The 14904-nt window shown below is 65.0% G+C and carries 13 protein-coding genes; 7 read left to right on the plus strand and 6 right to left on the minus strand.

Going from position 1 to position 14904, the window contains the following annotated elements; genetic code table 11:
* Positions 1-133 precede the first annotated feature (133 nt).
* The 3 genes from ABIA30_RS04050 to dnaE all read left to right on the plus strand — a co-directional run bounded on the left by ABIA30_RS04050 (position 134) and on the right by dnaE (position 6170).
* Entirely contained in the window at positions 134-1180 is a 1047-nt protein-coding gene (locus ABIA30_RS04050) for a polysaccharide pyruvyl transferase family protein (protein ID WP_370062290.1), read from the plus strand.
* A 736-nt stretch (positions 1181-1916) separates the two neighbouring features.
* A complete protein-coding gene (locus tag ABIA30_RS04055; RefSeq protein WP_370062292.1) occupies positions 1917-2558 on the plus strand; it encodes a TetR/AcrR family transcriptional regulator in 642 nt (213 codons plus the stop codon).
* A gap of 78 nt (positions 2559-2636) precedes the next feature.
* A complete protein-coding gene (dnaE, locus tag ABIA30_RS04060) occupies positions 2637-6170 on the plus strand; it encodes a DNA polymerase III subunit alpha (protein WP_370062294.1) in 3534 nt (1177 codons plus the stop codon).
* Positions 6171-6202: 32 nt separating this feature from the next.
* Here the strand turns inward: dnaE and ABIA30_RS04065 are convergent, their stop codons facing one another.
* Positions 6203-7036 (minus strand): class I SAM-dependent methyltransferase, encoded by an 834-nt coding sequence (locus tag ABIA30_RS04065; protein WP_370062296.1) that lies wholly within the window; start codon positions 7034-7036, stop codon positions 6203-6205.
* Positions 7037-7186: 150 nt separating this feature from the next.
* Positions 7187-7903 (minus strand): hypothetical protein, encoded by a 717-nt coding sequence (locus ABIA30_RS04070; RefSeq protein WP_370062298.1) that lies wholly within the window; start codon positions 7901-7903, stop codon positions 7187-7189.
* A gap of 56 nt (positions 7904-7959) precedes the next feature.
* Between ABIA30_RS04070 and ABIA30_RS04075 the strand changes: the two genes are divergently transcribed.
* The gene (locus ABIA30_RS04075) at positions 7960-9477 is read left to right on the plus strand and encodes a carboxylesterase/lipase family protein (RefSeq protein ID WP_370062300.1); all 1518 of its coding nucleotides are present in this window, start codon (positions 7960-7962) and stop codon (positions 9475-9477) included.
* 26 nt (positions 9478-9503) lie between these two features.
* Here ABIA30_RS04075 and ABIA30_RS04080 read toward each other — a convergent pair whose 3' ends face one another.
* The gene (locus ABIA30_RS04080) at positions 9504-10388 is read right to left on the minus strand and encodes a hypothetical protein (protein ID WP_370062302.1); all 885 of its coding nucleotides are present in this window, start codon (positions 10386-10388) and stop codon (positions 9504-9506) included.
* A gap of 25 nt (positions 10389-10413) precedes the next feature.
* Entirely contained in the window at positions 10414-11076 is a 663-nt protein-coding gene (locus tag ABIA30_RS04085) for a FadR/GntR family transcriptional regulator (RefSeq protein WP_370063321.1), read from the minus strand.
* A 59-nt stretch (positions 11077-11135) separates the two neighbouring features.
* Between ABIA30_RS04085 and ABIA30_RS04090 the strand changes: the two genes are divergently transcribed.
* Entirely contained in the window at positions 11136-11630 is a 495-nt protein-coding gene (locus ABIA30_RS04090; RefSeq protein WP_370062304.1) for a gluconokinase, read from the plus strand.
* 4 nt (positions 11631-11634) lie between these two features.
* On the opposite strand, the gene ABIA30_RS04095 is transcribed toward ABIA30_RS04090, so the two are convergent.
* On the minus strand, positions 11635-12438 hold the full coding sequence (locus ABIA30_RS04095) for a tat pathway signal sequence (protein ID WP_370062306.1): 804 nt from the start codon (positions 12436-12438) through the stop codon (positions 11635-11637).
* Positions 12439-12462: 24 nt separating this feature from the next.
* Complete coding sequence (locus ABIA30_RS04100) at positions 12463-13380, minus strand: LysR family transcriptional regulator (protein ID WP_370062308.1); 918 nt, start codon at positions 13378-13380, stop codon at positions 12463-12465.
* Positions 13381-13487: 107 nt separating this feature from the next.
* Here ABIA30_RS04100 and ABIA30_RS04105 point away from each other — a divergent pair, with 107 nt between their 5' ends.
* Both ABIA30_RS04105 and ABIA30_RS04110 read left to right on the plus strand, forming a co-directional pair.
* Complete coding sequence (locus ABIA30_RS04105; protein ID WP_370062310.1) at positions 13488-14309, plus strand: acyl-CoA thioesterase domain-containing protein; 822 nt, start codon at positions 13488-13490, stop codon at positions 14307-14309.
* Between the two features lie 104 nt (positions 14310-14413).
* Positions 14414-14896: a mammalian cell entry protein gene (locus ABIA30_RS04110; RefSeq protein ID WP_370062312.1), complete on the plus strand. Its 483-nt coding sequence runs from the start codon at positions 14414-14416 to the stop codon at positions 14894-14896.
* The last annotated feature ends 8 nt before the right edge of the window (positions 14897-14904 follow it).

Below are 14904 nucleotides of genomic sequence, written 5' to 3' on the forward strand. Positions count from 1 at the left end.
GAATCAATGCGCGTCCCCATTCCGCCAGCCGAGCAACGAAGCCTAGGTTTGGCGAACTCAGACGGAGTAGCTCTAGTATGGCCCGGTGCACAGCGATCTTTCAGGATCACACCTGTATGGCCGAGCGTCGGACGTGCCAGATCCGTCCGTCGCTTACCTGGGTTGGCATGGCCATGGAAACCTTGGTGACGAGGCGATTTACGACGCGGTCAGCCAGCAGCTGTCTGGCGCAAACTTTGCCGATGTGCCCCGTAGCCCGCTCGAATTCGTCAAAGCGGCGACTTCAGGTGTGATGCCGTCGCTGCGCGGCAGCGTCCAGGTGATCGGCGGCGGCACGCTGATCGGCCGACGCCACTGGCGACACCTGATCAAGCTCGGCGAAGCCTTGACACGTAACCAACGGACGTACGCCATCGGCGTGGGCGTCGAGGATCCGATTTTCTCCGGACGACGAAGCGGGTCCAGCAGAGGCGAACTGAGCCGGTGGCCGTCGATCTTGTCGCGGTTCGAGAGTGTGTCGGTTCGCGGACCGCAAAGCGCAGAGCTCTTGTCTGACGTCGGTTTTGACGTGCAGGTATCCGGTGACCCGGCACTGTTGCTGCCACGGCCTGACGTTTCACCGACCGAGGGCCTGATCGGGGTGAACCTGGGCTTCCATGACGACCTGTGGGGCCACAACGCGCATGCCGTGGCGCAGGAACTGGCAGGTGCCGTCAAACACCTTGCGGCGCAAGGGTATAAGTTCGTCGGCATCCTCATGGACGCCCGCGATCGCAAGTGGACGAGCATGGCGCTCGACGGCGTCGACGCCGAAATGGTGTTTCCCGAAGACGCTGCCGGAGTCACCGCCGAGTTGGCTCGCTGTTCGCTGGTCGTGGTGACCCGCCTTCATGCGGCGATCTTGGCCGCACTTTCCGACACACCCGCCATATCTCTTGAGTACCAACCGAAATGCCGGGACTTCGCCCTGTCGATCGACGACGAACGCTCACTGATCCGGACCGACACCATCACCCAGCACGAGGTCGTCGACCGGGCGTGCGCATTATTGGCCGATCGCCAGCACATCCGGGCATCGAAGCGCGCGGCCGTGGATATTCTTCGTGAGCGATTGGCGGCCGAGTTCAGCGCCGCTCGAAGCCAAATCGGCCTCGAGCCCACTCAAGTCGGGTCGATTTAAGTCGGTAGACCCGACTGGCGTTGAGCCGAACTGATCAGCATTTTGGGGCGCAGAAATGCCGGCCGTCGAATTCTGAGATCGGGTTTCAGCGCCGGCAATCCGAATGCCGACCACATTGTTTGCGCCGGGGACTTCGACGGTCGAATACCGAAATCGGGAAACAGGCGCGAGCGATAGGGCAAGGCGGGCCCGGCCAGCACAGATGGTGACGAATTCATCACTCGTCTGATTGGCGACCGAAGCCAGGGTGGCTTCCAGATAACCCTCGATCCGGCCGTAGTCGGTCGTATACGCCAGCTAACGAGAGCCTCCCCACGAGACTTAGCTGAGCGTAAGCACCTTCGCGCAGGCCGCCGGGTGGAAATCTCAGTCTTTTGCAGGTTCACAGGCAGTCCCCAGTTTCGACCGGTTCGAGAGTCTGCGCGGCGCATCGCGCCGGCCCCGAGCCGCCAGTTCTTGAGCAAACCCGCGCAGGACGCTCGGACATCCAGCGTTCGGATTGCGTTCCGGTATGGCCACCCGCCGGCCACCCAAGAGAAGTCGGACTTCAGCGGGTTGCAAAACCCGATCATGAACTCAGCCAACAATCAGATGATTCGATGCACAGGTTATTTGCTAGCAAACACACTGTAAAACTGGTCCAACGTCGAGAATATATTTACTCTTGCTGTATCAACAGCTATCACTTAGAGTTTGCTGTAACTGCATTTGCCTGCACATTGGACCGGGGCGTGACATGACTCAACTCGATACACTTCCGCCCTCCGAGATGCGGCGGCCAGGGCGTCCGGTGGGCTCCGATTCCGCCCAGACCCGTGCCCGGATCCTGGCGGTCGCCCGCCGGCAGATCGCGACGCGCGGGTACCCGGCGACGACGTTTCAGGCGCTGGCGACGGGGTCAGGGTTCAGCCGGACCACTCTGCACTACTACTTCGATTCCCTCGATGCGATTTATCAGACCCTGATGGCCGACGCGTCGTCGGTCGTGGTGCGCTGCATCACGATGGCCAGCATGGAGTCGACGCTGCCCGATCGGCTCGCGGCATACCTGTCCGAATTCAGCCGGATGAGCGTCAGCGATCGGGAATCGGTGGCGCTGCTGGTCAGCTCCCGGTTGACCAGCAGCCAGGCCCCGGCGCCGGCCTATGATCCGGCCATCGACTTGCGGGCGTTCTTGTCTCGGTCGGTCACCGATGCGATCGAGCGCGGTGAATTGCCTGCCGACACTGGTGCGGTGGTTCTGGTCGACCTGTTGTACTCGCTGCTGTGGGGTGTCGGCTTCTACGCCAGCTTCGTGGACGACGGCGCACGGCTGGAATTGGTCACCGCGCAACTGGGCAACTTGTTGCGATTCGGGTTGCTGAAGGGTGACGCGTAGGCGTCCGGCAACGACACGACTGGCGACACGCCGAGACGTACAAAAGCTGTCGGTGGGCCGCCATAGACTGGCCCTCCTATGAGCCAGTTCGTGCACCTCCACAACCACACCGAATATTCGATGCTGGACGGTGCCGCGAAGGTCAAGCCGATGATCACCGAGGCGCAGCGGCTCGGGATGCCCGCCATCGGCATGACCGACCACGGAAACATGTTCGGCGCCAGCGAGTTCTACAACGTCGCCACCAGCGCGGGCATCAAGCCGATCATCGGCATCGAGGCGTACATCGCGCCGGCATCGCGGTTCAACACCAAGCGCGTCACCTGGGGTGACCCCAGCCAGAAGAGCGACGACGTCTCGGGTAGCGGCTCCTACACGCACATGACGATGGTCGCCGAGAACGCCACCGGCTTGCGCAACCTGTTCAAGCTGTCTTCGCTGGCTTCCTTCGAAGGGCAGCTCGGCAAGTGGTCCCGGATGGACGCCGAGATCATCGCGGAGCATTCGTCCGGCATCATCGCCACCACCGGCTGTCCCTCGGGTGAGGTGCAGACCCGGCTGCGGCTCGGCCACGAAAAAGAGGCCCTGGAAGCCGCTGCCAAGTGGCAGGAAATCTTCGGCAAGGAGAACTTCTTCCTTGAGTTGATGGACCACGGCATCGAGATCGAGCGCCGGGTCCGCCAGGGTCTGCTCGACATCGGCAAGCAGCTCGGCATCCGGCCTCTGGCCACGAACGACTGCCATTACGTCACGCGTGAGGCCTCGCACAACCATGAGGCGTTGCTGTGTATCCAGACCGGCAAGACACTCTCGGACCCAACCCGGTTCAAGTTCGACGGCGATGGCTACTACCTGAAGTCTGCCGCGGATATGCGGGCGATGTGGGACGACCAGGTGCCTGGCGCGTGTGACTCGACCTTGCTGATCGCCGAACGCGTCGAGTCCTACGCCGATGTCTGGGCCCCGCGCGACCGGATGCCGATCTTCCCGTGCCCCGAGGGTCACGACGAGGCGTCCTGGTTGCGGCACGAGGTCGACGCCGGCCTGCATCGGCGCTTCCCGGACGGGGTGCCTCAGGAGTACTTCGACCGGGCCGCCTACGAGATCGGCGTCATCCTGGAGAAGGGCTTCCCGTCCTACTTCCTGATCGTTGCCGACCTGATCAGCCACGCGCAGTCCATCGGCATCCGGGTCGGTCCGGGCCGTGGTTCGGCAGCCGGCTCGCTGGTCGCCTACGCCATGGGCATCACCAACATCGACCCGCTGCCGCACGGCCTGCTGTTCGAACGGTTCCTGAACCCCGAGCGCCCATCTGCACCCGATATCGATATCGACTTCGACGACCGCCGCCGTGGCGAGATGGTGCGCTATGCCAGCGAGAAGTGGGGTAGCGACCGGGTTGCCCAGGTCATCACCTTCGGTACGATTAAAACCAAAGCGGCACTGAAGGATTCGGCGCGCGTCCACTATGGTCAGCCGGGCTTCGCCATCGCCGACCGGATCACCAAGGCGCTGCCGCCGCCGATCATGGCCAAGGACATCTCGGTGTCGGGTATCACCGACCCCGAACACGAGCGGTACAAGGAGGCCGCCGAGGTCCGCGCGCTGATCGACACCGACCCGGATGTGCGCACCATCTACCAGACCGCCCGCGGTCTGGAGGGGCTGGTCCGCAACGCAGGCGTGCACGCCTGCGCGGTGGTCATGAGTTCTGAGCCGCTGATCGACGCCATCCCGATGTGGCGGCGCGCCCAGGACGGCGCCATCATCACCGGCTGGGACTACCCGTCGTGTGAGGCCATCGGCCTGCTGAAGATGGACTTCCTGGGCCTGCGCAACCTGACCGTCATCGGCGACGCGCTGGAGAACATCAAGGCCAACCGCGGTATCGATCTGGACATGGATCACCTGCCCCTGGACGACCCGGCCACCTACGAATTGCTTTCTCGCGGTGACACTCTGGGTGTGTTCCAGCTCGACGGCGGGCCGATGCGCGACCTGCTGCGCCGGATGCAGCCCACCGGCTTCAACGACATCGTCGCGGTGCTGGCGCTGTACCGGCCAGGCCCGATGGGCATGAACGCCCACAACGACTACGCCGACCGCAAGAACGGCCGGCAGGCCATCAAACCAATCCACCCCGAGCTCGAGGAACCGCTCAAGGAGATCCTGGCCGAGACCTACGGCCTGATCGTCTACCAAGAGCAGATCATGTTCATCGCGCAGAAGGTCGCCTCCTACAGCATGGGCAAGGCCGACGCGCTACGAAAAGCCATGGGTAAGAAGAAGCTTGAGGTGCTCGAGGCCGAGTACAAGGGCTTCAAAGAGGGCATGACCGCCAACGGCTTCTCCGAGGCCGCGGTGAAAGCGTTGTGGGACACCATCCTTCCGTTCGCCGGCTACGCGTTCAACAAATCGCACGCCGCCGGCTACGGCCTGGTGTCGTTCTGGACCGGCTACCTCAAGGCCAACTACCCGGCCGAATACATGGCCGGCTTGCTCACCTCGGTGGGTGACGACAAGGACAAGGCCGCGGTGTATCTCGCGGACTGCCGGCGCCTCGGCATCACTGTACTGCCGCCGGACGTCAACGAGTCGGTGCACAACTTCGCCTCGGTCGGCCCCGACATCCGCTACGGCATGGGCGGCGTGCGCAACGTCGGTGGCAACGTGGTGCAGTCGATCATCGCCGGCCGCACCGACAAAGGGAAGTACACCGACTTCTCCGACTATCTGAACAAGATCGACATCACCGCCTGCAACAAGAAGGTGACCGAATCTCTGGTCAAGGCAGGCGCTTTCGATTCGCTGGGCCATGCCCGCAAGGGCTTGTTCTTGATCCACGCCGACGCCGTCGACTCCGTCCTTGGCACCAAGAAGGCCGAGGCGATGGGTCAGTTCGACCTGTTCGGTGATGCCGGTGGCGGCGATGCGGGGGAGTCGGCGTTCACCATCCGGGTGCCCGAGGACGAATGGGACGACAAGCACAAACTCGCGCTCGAACGCGAGATGCTCGGACTGTACGTGTCCGGCCATCCGCTCAACGGCGTTGCACATCTGCTGTCTGCGCAGGTCGACACGCAGATCCCGGCGATCCTGGACGGTGACGTCGCCAACGACACCCAAGTCCGCATCGGCGGCATCCTGGCGTCCGTGGTGCGTCGGGTCAACAAGCAGGGATTGCCTTGGGCTTCGGCGCAATTGGAAGACCTCAACGGTTCGATCACGGTGAACTTCTTCCCGAAGACCTACGCGGTGTTCGGGGCGGACATCACCGATGACGCGATCGTGCTGGTCAGCGGTAAGGCCCGGGTGGAGGAGGACCGCGTGTCGATCTTCGCCAGTGACCTTGTGGTGCCGGACTTTTCGAATGCCCAGGCCGACCGGCCGCTCGCGGTGAGCCTGCCCACCCGGCAGTGCACCATGGAGAAGGTGTCTGCGCTCAAGGCGGTGCTGGCCAACCACCCGGGCACCTCGCAGGTGCACCTGCGATTGATCAATGGCGACCGGATCACGACGCTGGAACTCGATCAGGCGCTTCGGGTGACGCCGTCGTCGGCGCTGATGGGTGACCTCAAGGCCCTCCTGGGTCCGGGGTGCCTGGGCGGCTAGGGCGCGTCGGCTCTCCCTTCACACCCTCGAGTTCAGAAGCGGTAGCGCAGAATCCGCGCTTTGCGGGCCCCGGCCTTGGTCAGCCCGGTCAGCCGGGTGGCCACTCTCAGCGCACCCGGGAACAGGTCGACCTCGGGCTGGTAACACAGGCTGGCTTCTTCGACGAGCTGCAGTTGACGGTTCCAGCTCAGCGGGTGGTGCGCGTCCTTGAATCCCGCGTAACCCAATTGGCTACCAACATCTTTGAACATCTTCTGCGGAAGGTACTTGAAGGCGGCCCGGCTCAGCGGCCCGAACTGGCCATAGTCGTTGAACGCCAGCTCGCCGCTGCCGAAATGCTCTGTCACGCTGCGGAAGACACCCGCGATCACGGGCTCGGTCAGGAAGGCGAACAGGCCATCCGCGACGAGCATGGTGGGGCGGTCCGCCGGAATCATTGCCGCCCAGTTGGTTTCGGCAACCGACGCGACGACAGTGTGGGCGGCAGGATTGGATGGCAGTACCTGGTCACGCAGTTCGGAGATACCGGCGAGGTCCACGGTGTACCAATCGACCGTCGCCGGCGGGGACACCCGGTGGTAGCCGCTGTCGAGGCCGCCGCCCAGATCGACCACAACGGCGTCGGGATGTGCCGCCGTGAATGCGCGCACCCGGTCATCGAGCATCTTGGCCCGCAGTGCCGTCTGACAGGCAACGCTGGTCTGCACTCGAAGCCCCGCGAAGTCGTAGTCGATGGCCGCCACCACCGAATCAGCCCAGGTGTCACCGAGTATCGAGCGTCGCGCCCGATTGTCCAGCGCCCTGGCGTACACAGTCAGCAGCGCCGTCTTTTCCAGTGGTGTCAGAGACTCAACAGATATTCCCATTGCCGCAACCTTACGCCGACATGCAAACTGAACGTTTTACCCAAAACGTTTAGCGCCCTGCTGATTTCACTTCCAAGTTGCGCAGAACATCCTATTGACGCCGCGGCATCGGTCCAGGTTCGGGAACGACGAACGACCCCCGCGTCCCTGTCAGGCGGGCTTGCACTCGAATTGCTGGCCGAACCCCGAGGCAGGGGGCGTCACCGGCTTGAGACAACCGAACGGCTCCACGCCGCCGTCGCTCAGCCGCACCGCAGTGCGGTGGGCGTAGTTCACGCAGACCACGGTGGCACCATCGGCCCGGCATCGATAGTCGCCGAAGGCCAGGCTGTGCCCAGTGGGCAGCTGCGGGCCGGTGCCGTTGTCGAACCTGCCAGGATCGCCGTGCACCGAGCCGACCTCCACGGTCGAGCCCTCGAAGTCCACCCAACCCGGCACCCAGTGTCCAAAGGTGTCGGCCGGTTGGGGCAACGGAGCCGTCGGGTGGGTCAGGCACGCCAGGGCGCCGTTGAAGGTCTTGTCGGTCATGCAGTTCAGTCGATCACCGACGACAAAGGCGACGTCAGGACCCAGATCGGTGGCCACGCCATCACGCGTGGCGGTGTGAAAGCCCGCCACATCGGAGGAGGTCCCGGCCTCGACCCACGCGATGACCGCACCGATGTCCGACCCACGTTCAGGCGCCGCAGTAGGTGCGGTGCTGGGCTTCGAGGATGTTGCCGACGGCGCCGTCGTCGGACTCGCCGATGGCCCAGGATGTGTCGACGACTGCTCGGCCGAGGGCGCTGCCGCGTGGGAACAGCCCGCAACCAGGACAGAAGCCATCAGGAGCACGGAAATCCGCATGACGGCCAGGGTAGTGGTCATCGCTCGAAGGAACCTGCAGGCACCCCGGCCGTACAGATTTTCGATACTGTCTACCCATGCACGATCGGACGATCCGGGTGACCGTCGACAGCGGGACCATCGAGGGCTTCACCCGCGATGGGGTGCACCGCTGGCGTGCCGTGCCATTCGCCCGGCCGCCGATGGGTCCATGGCGTTATCGGGCGCCGCAGCCGGTGCAGCCGTGGCGCGGTGTCCGGTACTGCCACGGTTTCGCCTACTGTGCGCCGCAGGAAAGCAAGTTCACCGTGCTCGGTGTCGGGAAACGTCAGCCGATGAGCGAGGACTGCCTGACCCTCAATGTCGCGGCACCGGAGCATCCGAGCGACCAGCCACTGCCGGTGATGTTCTTCATTCACGGCGGCGGCTACATCATGGGTAGCTCGGCCACCCCGATCTACGACGGTGCCGCGCTGGCCCGTCGCGGCTGCATCTATGTCTCGGTGAACTATCGACTCGGGGCACTTGGCTGCATCGATCTGTCGTCACTGTCGACCCCGGAACACCAGATCGACGGAAACCTGTTTCTACAGGACTTGGTGGCCGCGCTGCGCTGGGTGAAGACCAACATCGCCGAGTTCGGCGGCGACCCGGACCGGGTGACGATTTTCGGTGAAAGTGCGGGCGCGCACGCGGTGGCCACCCTGATGGCCGTACCGTCAGCGAAAGGGCTTTTCTGCCAAGCCATTTCCGAGAGTCCGGCCAGCGGCATGGTGCGCACTCCCGACATCGCGGCCAAGTTCGCCGAGCAGTTTGTCGGGCTACTGGGCACGGAACCCGACCACGGTGCCGCCGCGCTGATGGCGGCCAAACCGTCCCAGCTGCTGCACGCACTGGACCAGCTGATCGCCCGCGCCGGCGACGATCTGCCCGGCGCCTTCCCCGCCGGGCCGGCCTGCGGCACCGACCTTCTGCCCGAGGATCCGGTGATCGCCATGGCAAACGGCACCGCACATCGGGTACCGCTGATCGTGGGTAGCAATGCCGACGAGGGCCGACTGTTCACCCGCTTCATGCAATTGCTGCCGACCACCGAGCCGATGATCGAGAAGGTGCTCGCCAACACTGGACCGGGGGTGCGCGACCGCATCACCGCGGCGTATCCGGGCTACCCACGGTCGGCCGAGGCGTGTATCAAGCTCGGTGGCGATTTCGCCTTCGGCAGCGCTACCTGGCAGATCGCCGAGGCGCACAGCGTTCATGCCCCTACCTACGTGTACCGCTACGACTACGCGCCGCGGACCCTGCACTGGTCGGGTTTGGGTGCCACCCATGCCACCGAATTGCTGGCAGTCTTCGACGTCTACCGCACGGCAGTCGGTTCGATGCTCACCGCCGGCGTGGATCGCCAGTCCGCGATCCGGGTCAGCAACGACATGCAGAACCGCTGGCGTGCCTTCGCCCACGAGAGTGTGCCGGGAGACGGCTGGCCGCAGTACGAGACGGGCCATCGCGCGGTCATGGTGTTCGACCGGCGAACCCACCTGGAATTCGACCCGCGTGCCGAGCAACGCCGCGCCTGGGAGGGCTTCGAACTACTGGCCTCGGCGCAGTGACCGGCTCGACGCCAACGTCGGGCCGCTCAGCCCAGATGTGCGCTGTCGTCGTCTAATTCGTCGCGTGTCATGCCCATCGGGGTGTCGGTCGGCACGTCGCCACCGGCAACGACGAGCCGAGTCAACGGTGTGAGGGTGGCGAAGAGTGCTGTCAGCTCGTCGTCGTCGAGGGCGTCCCAGATGCTTAGGGCCAGCGCGTCAGTCGCGTCCTCGATACGTCCTTTGAGCGTGCGGCCGTCGGGGGTCAAGGTGCCGGATTGATCGAGCAGTCCGCGCCGGGCGAGGTTGTCGCAGTGGTGATTCCACTCTGCCTCGTCGTACATCCGGCTGCGCATCAGGAACTTTTTGGAGACGCGACCGGATGCCGTTTGCAAGACATTGCTCTCACGCCCGCTGATCCCGAGCCCGGCCAACACCGAGATATGACCGTCGCCGCGATGCTCGCGCAACAAGGTCGTCGCGTGCCACAGCTTGGCCAGCGGCTCGGAAGGCCAGGGGAGCGCTCGATTGGCGGCGTACAACCCGCGTCCCGCGAGTTCGCCCGTCATCGCGGCCTTCGCGAGTAGGTCGGCGGCCGGTTGGGTGGCCTGATCGTCGAGCCCGTATCGGCGCAGGGCCGCAGCAGCCGACTCCTGACGCACGGCGAGCGCGACCGCGGGCGAGGCGTATTGCCAGGCATCGGGGAGCACTCGGGCGGCTTGGCGGTCGGCGAAGTTGTAGAACAACGCCGTCACCACCTCGGGCGCCACCGGTCCCAGCGGCGCCGAACGCGCCGCGAAGTACCCCATCCCGACCCCTTGGTATCCGGCCGCCTCCAAGGCGATCCGGGCCTCGGGCGCGAAGTAGGTCACGGCGTGGATGGGCTCGAATCGATCGAAGAGTCGCCGGGCCAGCGCCGCAGATCTGCTCATGGTCGAAGTCAACCATGGTGCACGATCAGATCAGCTGCGGGGACTTCGCCGCGATCTCGCGCATGACGCTTTCGGCGGTCGAGCCGTCTGCCTGGCGGATGGCACGGGCGACGGCATCGTGCAGGTCGACACAGTCGCTGGAGAGTTCGCAGCACAGCACGTCGGCGACCAGAGCGCTCAGTGCGCGGAACATCGCATTGCCCGAGGACTCGACCACTATCTGGTGAAAATCCTTGTCCGCCTGTCGGTATGCCGCGCCGTCGCCGGATCGGACCGCCATCTGCAAGTCCGACACGATGGCTGCCAGTTCTCGGCAGTGCGGTGTCTGCGCCCGCCCGGCCGCCAGTGCGGCGGCTGCCGGTTCGAAGCCCTGGCGCAGCTCGATCAGAGCCGCCAGCGGTGCCGTCCGGTCGCCGGATTCCAGCTGCCAGCCGATGAGCCTGGCGTCCAACACATTCCATTGTCTGGCCGGTGCGATGGTGATCCCGATACGGCGACGCGACTCGACCATGCCCATCGATTCGAGTACCCGGACCACTTCGCGGGCCAAGCTGCGCGACACCCGATGCTCGATGCCGATGTCGTCCAGTGTGATCACCTGACCGGCGGCCAATTTGCCGGCCGCGATGGCCCTGCCGACGGCGGTCAGCACGGTGTCGTGCAGCGCGCTTGCGGTCGACGAGGGCATCACCGATACATCGTGTCATATACCGACTTCCCGGCCGATACATCAGATTAAATGGACCGATGCGAGTGCCGATTGTGGTGATGGGCGTCTCCGGCTGCGGAAAGTCCACGGTGGCAGCGGCACTGGCGGCGCGACTGCACGTGCCTTTTGCCGACGCCGACGACCTGCACACCATCGACAACATCGCCGCGATGGCGGCCGGCCATCCGCTCGACGATGACTCCCGTCGGCCCTGGCTCGCGGCGGTGGGCACCTGGCTGTCCGAACACTCCGATGGCGGAGTCATCGCCTGCTCAGCGTTGAGGCGCCGCTACCGTGATCAGCTCCGGGAATACTGCCCACAGACCCAATTCCTGCACCTGGCCGGTTCTTTCGAGCTCATCGCTCACCGACTTGCCGATCGGCGCGGCCATTTCATGCCACCGACGTTGCTGCAGTCGCAGTTCGACGCACTGGAGCCGCTCGGCGCGGACGAGAACGGTGTCACGGTCGACGTCAACATGCCGGTGAATCAGATTGTCGACGAATGTCTTTCGCGTCTGCGCGGGATTTGACGGCCTACTGCCGACCCGCCAACAATATCTGACTCAACCGCGTCGTCGTGGCCTGACCGTCGTCGCAACCACCGGCCCCGCCGAGCTCGTTCATGATGGCCAGGGTGAATCGCTGGCCCGGCCCGGCGAAGCCCACGCTGTTGGTCACCCAACCGCCCTGCTCATCGGACCAGCCGTTCTTGTTGCCCGGCACCATATCCGGGCCCGCGCCCCAGACGCCCCACTGCTGTATGGGGTCGACGTGTTGCATCTGACTGACGATCCAGGCGGTCTGGTTGGCCGGTAGTCCGGTCAGCATGTAGTTGACCATCCGGTCCAGGTCATCGGTCGTGGACTTCTGGAAACCCCAGTACGGGAACATGTTTCCGAACCCGGGCTGAGGAGTCACCCTGCTCATCCCGAAATGCGGGAAGTCGTTGTTGTAGATGGTGTGGTTGGGACCTCCATAGCGGGTCCACAGTGCATCGGCGGCATCGTTGTCCGACGAGTGCAGCATCGCCGTCATCGACGCGATGTCGGCGTCCGTCAGTCGCAGCAGGTTGGCCTGCTGCCGGGCGAACAGGTCGACCACCATGCCGAGCTTGATGGTCGAGGCCGTCCACACCATGTCGCCGGCGTGCGAATTGCGGAACACCGCACCGGTTCCGCGGTCGCGCAGTACGTATCCGACGGTGCCCGGCCGGGTGGCCAGGTAGGCATCGGCCTGTGCGATACGCGTGGTCGCGTCATCGGCCCTCGCGGCCGGAGATACCGGACCCCACAGCAGAACCGCGGCCGCAGCGGCACAGGCGGCTCTGATCAATCTCACAGAGGTAGCGTGCCAGATCCCCGGTCAGTTTCCGGCGACCGGACGCGGCCATGTCGGCATCGGAATCGGGCCGGCGGGTGGGCGCAGCCGGTCCAGGACCGCCCGCAGCGGCGGCCAGTTCGAACGCCCCTTGCGGGTCACCGCATACGCGGTGTGGATCACCGCCGGACCCGCCAACGGCACCACCGTGATGCCGGGGCTGGCCGGCCGATCGATCGGCAACAGTCCGATGCCGTACCCGGCGAGGATCAGGTCTTCCACCAGCTCCAGACTGTCGATCTGGTGTGTGATCCGGGGTACGAATCCGGCCATCGAACCCAGGGTGCGTACCGCGTCTTCGTCGGCGGTGTTGCGGGAGTTCACGATCCAGGTCGTCTCCACGTAATCCGCCAGCACGGCGGGGCCCCGTGCTTCGTCGGTGCGTAAGCCCAGGCCCCACGGAACCGACCACAGCGCAACGCTTTCCAGTACCGGGCCGGGGGACGCGGGGGCCAGGTTGAAGTCATAGGTCAGTGCGAGGTCGAGATCGTCGTCGGTCAGCAGGGCGAACGCCTCAAGGGGCTCGTATTCACTCATCCTCACGTCGATGTCGGGATGGCTGCGGCTCAGGTCGCCCAGGATCGGCAGCAGCGAAACCCTGATGCCGGTGGCGAACCCACCGACCCGCAGGGTGCCGGCCGGCTCTGCGTCCGAGTCCAGGTCCAGCCGGGCGGCCTCGACCGCGGCCAGGATGGTGACGGCGTGGTCGGCCAGCCGCCGGCCGGCCGGGGTGAGCCGGACCCGCCGGCCCTCCGGTTCGATCAATTGGGCGCCGGTTTCCTTGGCCAGTGCGGCGATCTGCTGCGACACCGTCGAGGTCGTCAGGTTCAAGTTCTCGGCAACGGCCCGCATCGAGCCGAGCCGCGACAGCGCGAGCAGCAGGTGCAGACGGCGGGTATCCATGTCCTGATTATCCATTGATAGCGAACGGTCTTTATGGCATTGGTCCTGATATCTGAATATTTAGCACTGCGTCGGAGATGTCCCGGGCCGTGTGCGACGATGCGAAAATGACTGCACGCTTCGCGCACTTCACGCCCATCGATGCCGATCAGGTGCAGCCGACTCGGTTCGCCCAGAGCCATTGGGGTGCCGACCACCTCAACGGCCCGGCCCTGGTGGGGCTGGCGGCGCACGCACTGGAGTCGGCCTTCGGGTTGCCGGAGTTTCTTCCGGCCCGGCTGACCGTCGACCTGTTCCGCGCGGCCGGCGGTGTGCCGACCACCACCAAGGTCGATCTGGTCCGTGACGGCCACCGGGTACGTAACTCGGAGTGCGAGATCGTGCAGGACGGCGTCACGGTGGCCAAGGCGACCCTGGTCCAGTACCGGCTCGGCGAGCCTCCGCGCGGCGAAGAATGGTTCACCACAATCGATTTCACCCCACCGGAGGTGGTCGACACCGCGCTGGCCACCTACATCAGCAGCGACGGGGTCGGCTGGACCCGGGCGATCGCCGATCACCAGAATGCCTCGCGCAAGCGCTACGTCAATCGGTCCATCGACGTGATCGAAGGCCAGACCAACAGCCCCTTCGTCCGCGCCGCGATGGCCGCCGAGGGCACCAGCCTGGTCACCAACCTCGGCACCAAAGGCGTCGGGTACATCAACGGCGACCTGACCGTGGCCCTGGCCCGACTTCCTGAGGACGACTGGGTCGCCGTGCAGGCCGATTCACACTGGGCGGCCCACGGTGTCGCCGTGGGCAACTCGACGTTGTTCGACAGCCGCGGCCCGTTCGGCTCGGGCCTGGTGACGGCGATCAGCAATCCGGCGGCGCAGATCGACTTCGCCGCTGACCCGTTCCCGGAGCGCACGGCGCGCGAGCTGTAGCCGGCTGCGGCAATTCGAATCTGCGCGCCGAAAAATCTCGACCCTGGGTGTGCCCGCCCCTAGCGTCTCTTCAGTTACCCGAAAAGAGTTCGCAAGGAGCAACCATGTCGGCCACCCGCCGGATCGCGCTGCCGGCCTGGATCGCCCTGATCGTCGCGTTGGGCGCGCTGGTGGGATGGCTGAGTTATGGCCAGCACCAGCGGCAGGTCGCCGAGGCCGACCGCAACCTGTTCGTCCAGGTCGCCAGGCAGGGCGCCCTGAACTTGACGACCATCAGCTACACCGAGGCCGACCAGGATGTGCAGCGCATCCTCGACGCGTCGACCGGAGCCTTCCACGATGACTTCCAGAAGCGCTCCGCACCGTTCATCAAGGTGCTCCAGCAGGTCCATTCGACCTCGACCGGCACGGTGACCGAGGCAGGCCTGCAGTCGCAGGACGGTGATCATGCCCAGGTCCTGGTAGCCACATCGGTAAAAGTCACCGGCGCCGGTGCCAGTGAGCAGCCGCGCTTTTGGCGGATGCGGGTGACTGTCCAGAAAATCGGCGCCGACGCCAAGGTGTCCAACGTCGAGTTCGTTCCGTAGTAGGGGAG

This window comes from Mycobacterium sp. MAA66 (genome assembly GCF_041261665.1).
Lineage (GTDB): Bacteria > Actinomycetota > Actinomycetes > Mycobacteriales > Mycobacteriaceae > Mycobacterium.

Excerpts from the sequence above, each read along its gene's own strand:
- ABIA30_RS04065 (WP_370062296.1), bottom strand. The coding sequence starts at position 7,036 with ATGGGAATATCTGTTGAGTCTCTGACACCACTGGAAAAGACGGCGCTG.
- ABIA30_RS04080 (WP_370062302.1), bottom strand. The coding sequence starts at position 10,388 with ATGAGCAGATCTGCGGCGCTGGCCCGGCGACTCTTCGATCGATTCGAG.
- ABIA30_RS04055 (WP_370062292.1), top strand. The coding sequence starts at position 1,917 with ATGACTCAACTCGATACACTTCCGCCCTCCGAGATGCGGCGGCCAGGG.
- ABIA30_RS04090 (WP_370062304.1), top strand. The coding sequence starts at position 11,136 with ATGCGAGTGCCGATTGTGGTGATGGGCGTCTCCGGCTGCGGAAAGTCC.
- ABIA30_RS04100 (WP_370062308.1), bottom strand. The coding sequence starts at position 13,380 with ATGGATACCCGCCGTCTGCACCTGCTGCTCGCGCTGTCGCGGCTCGGC.
- ABIA30_RS04110 (WP_370062312.1), top strand. The coding sequence starts at position 14,414 with ATGTCGGCCACCCGCCGGATCGCGCTGCCGGCCTGGATCGCCCTGATC.
- ABIA30_RS04085 (WP_370063321.1), bottom strand. The coding sequence starts at position 11,076 with ATGCCCTCGTCGACCGCAAGCGCGCTGCACGACACCGTGCTGACCGCC.
- ABIA30_RS04070 (WP_370062298.1), bottom strand. The coding sequence starts at position 7,903 with ATGACCACTACCCTGGCCGTCATGCGGATTTCCGTGCTCCTGATGGCT.
- ABIA30_RS04075 (WP_370062300.1), top strand. The coding sequence starts at position 7,960 with ATGCACGATCGGACGATCCGGGTGACCGTCGACAGCGGGACCATCGAG.
- ABIA30_RS04105 (WP_370062310.1), top strand. The coding sequence starts at position 13,488 with ATGACTGCACGCTTCGCGCACTTCACGCCCATCGATGCCGATCAGGTG.
- dnaE (WP_370062294.1), top strand. The coding sequence starts at position 2,637 with ATGAGCCAGTTCGTGCACCTCCACAACCACACCGAATATTCGATGCTG.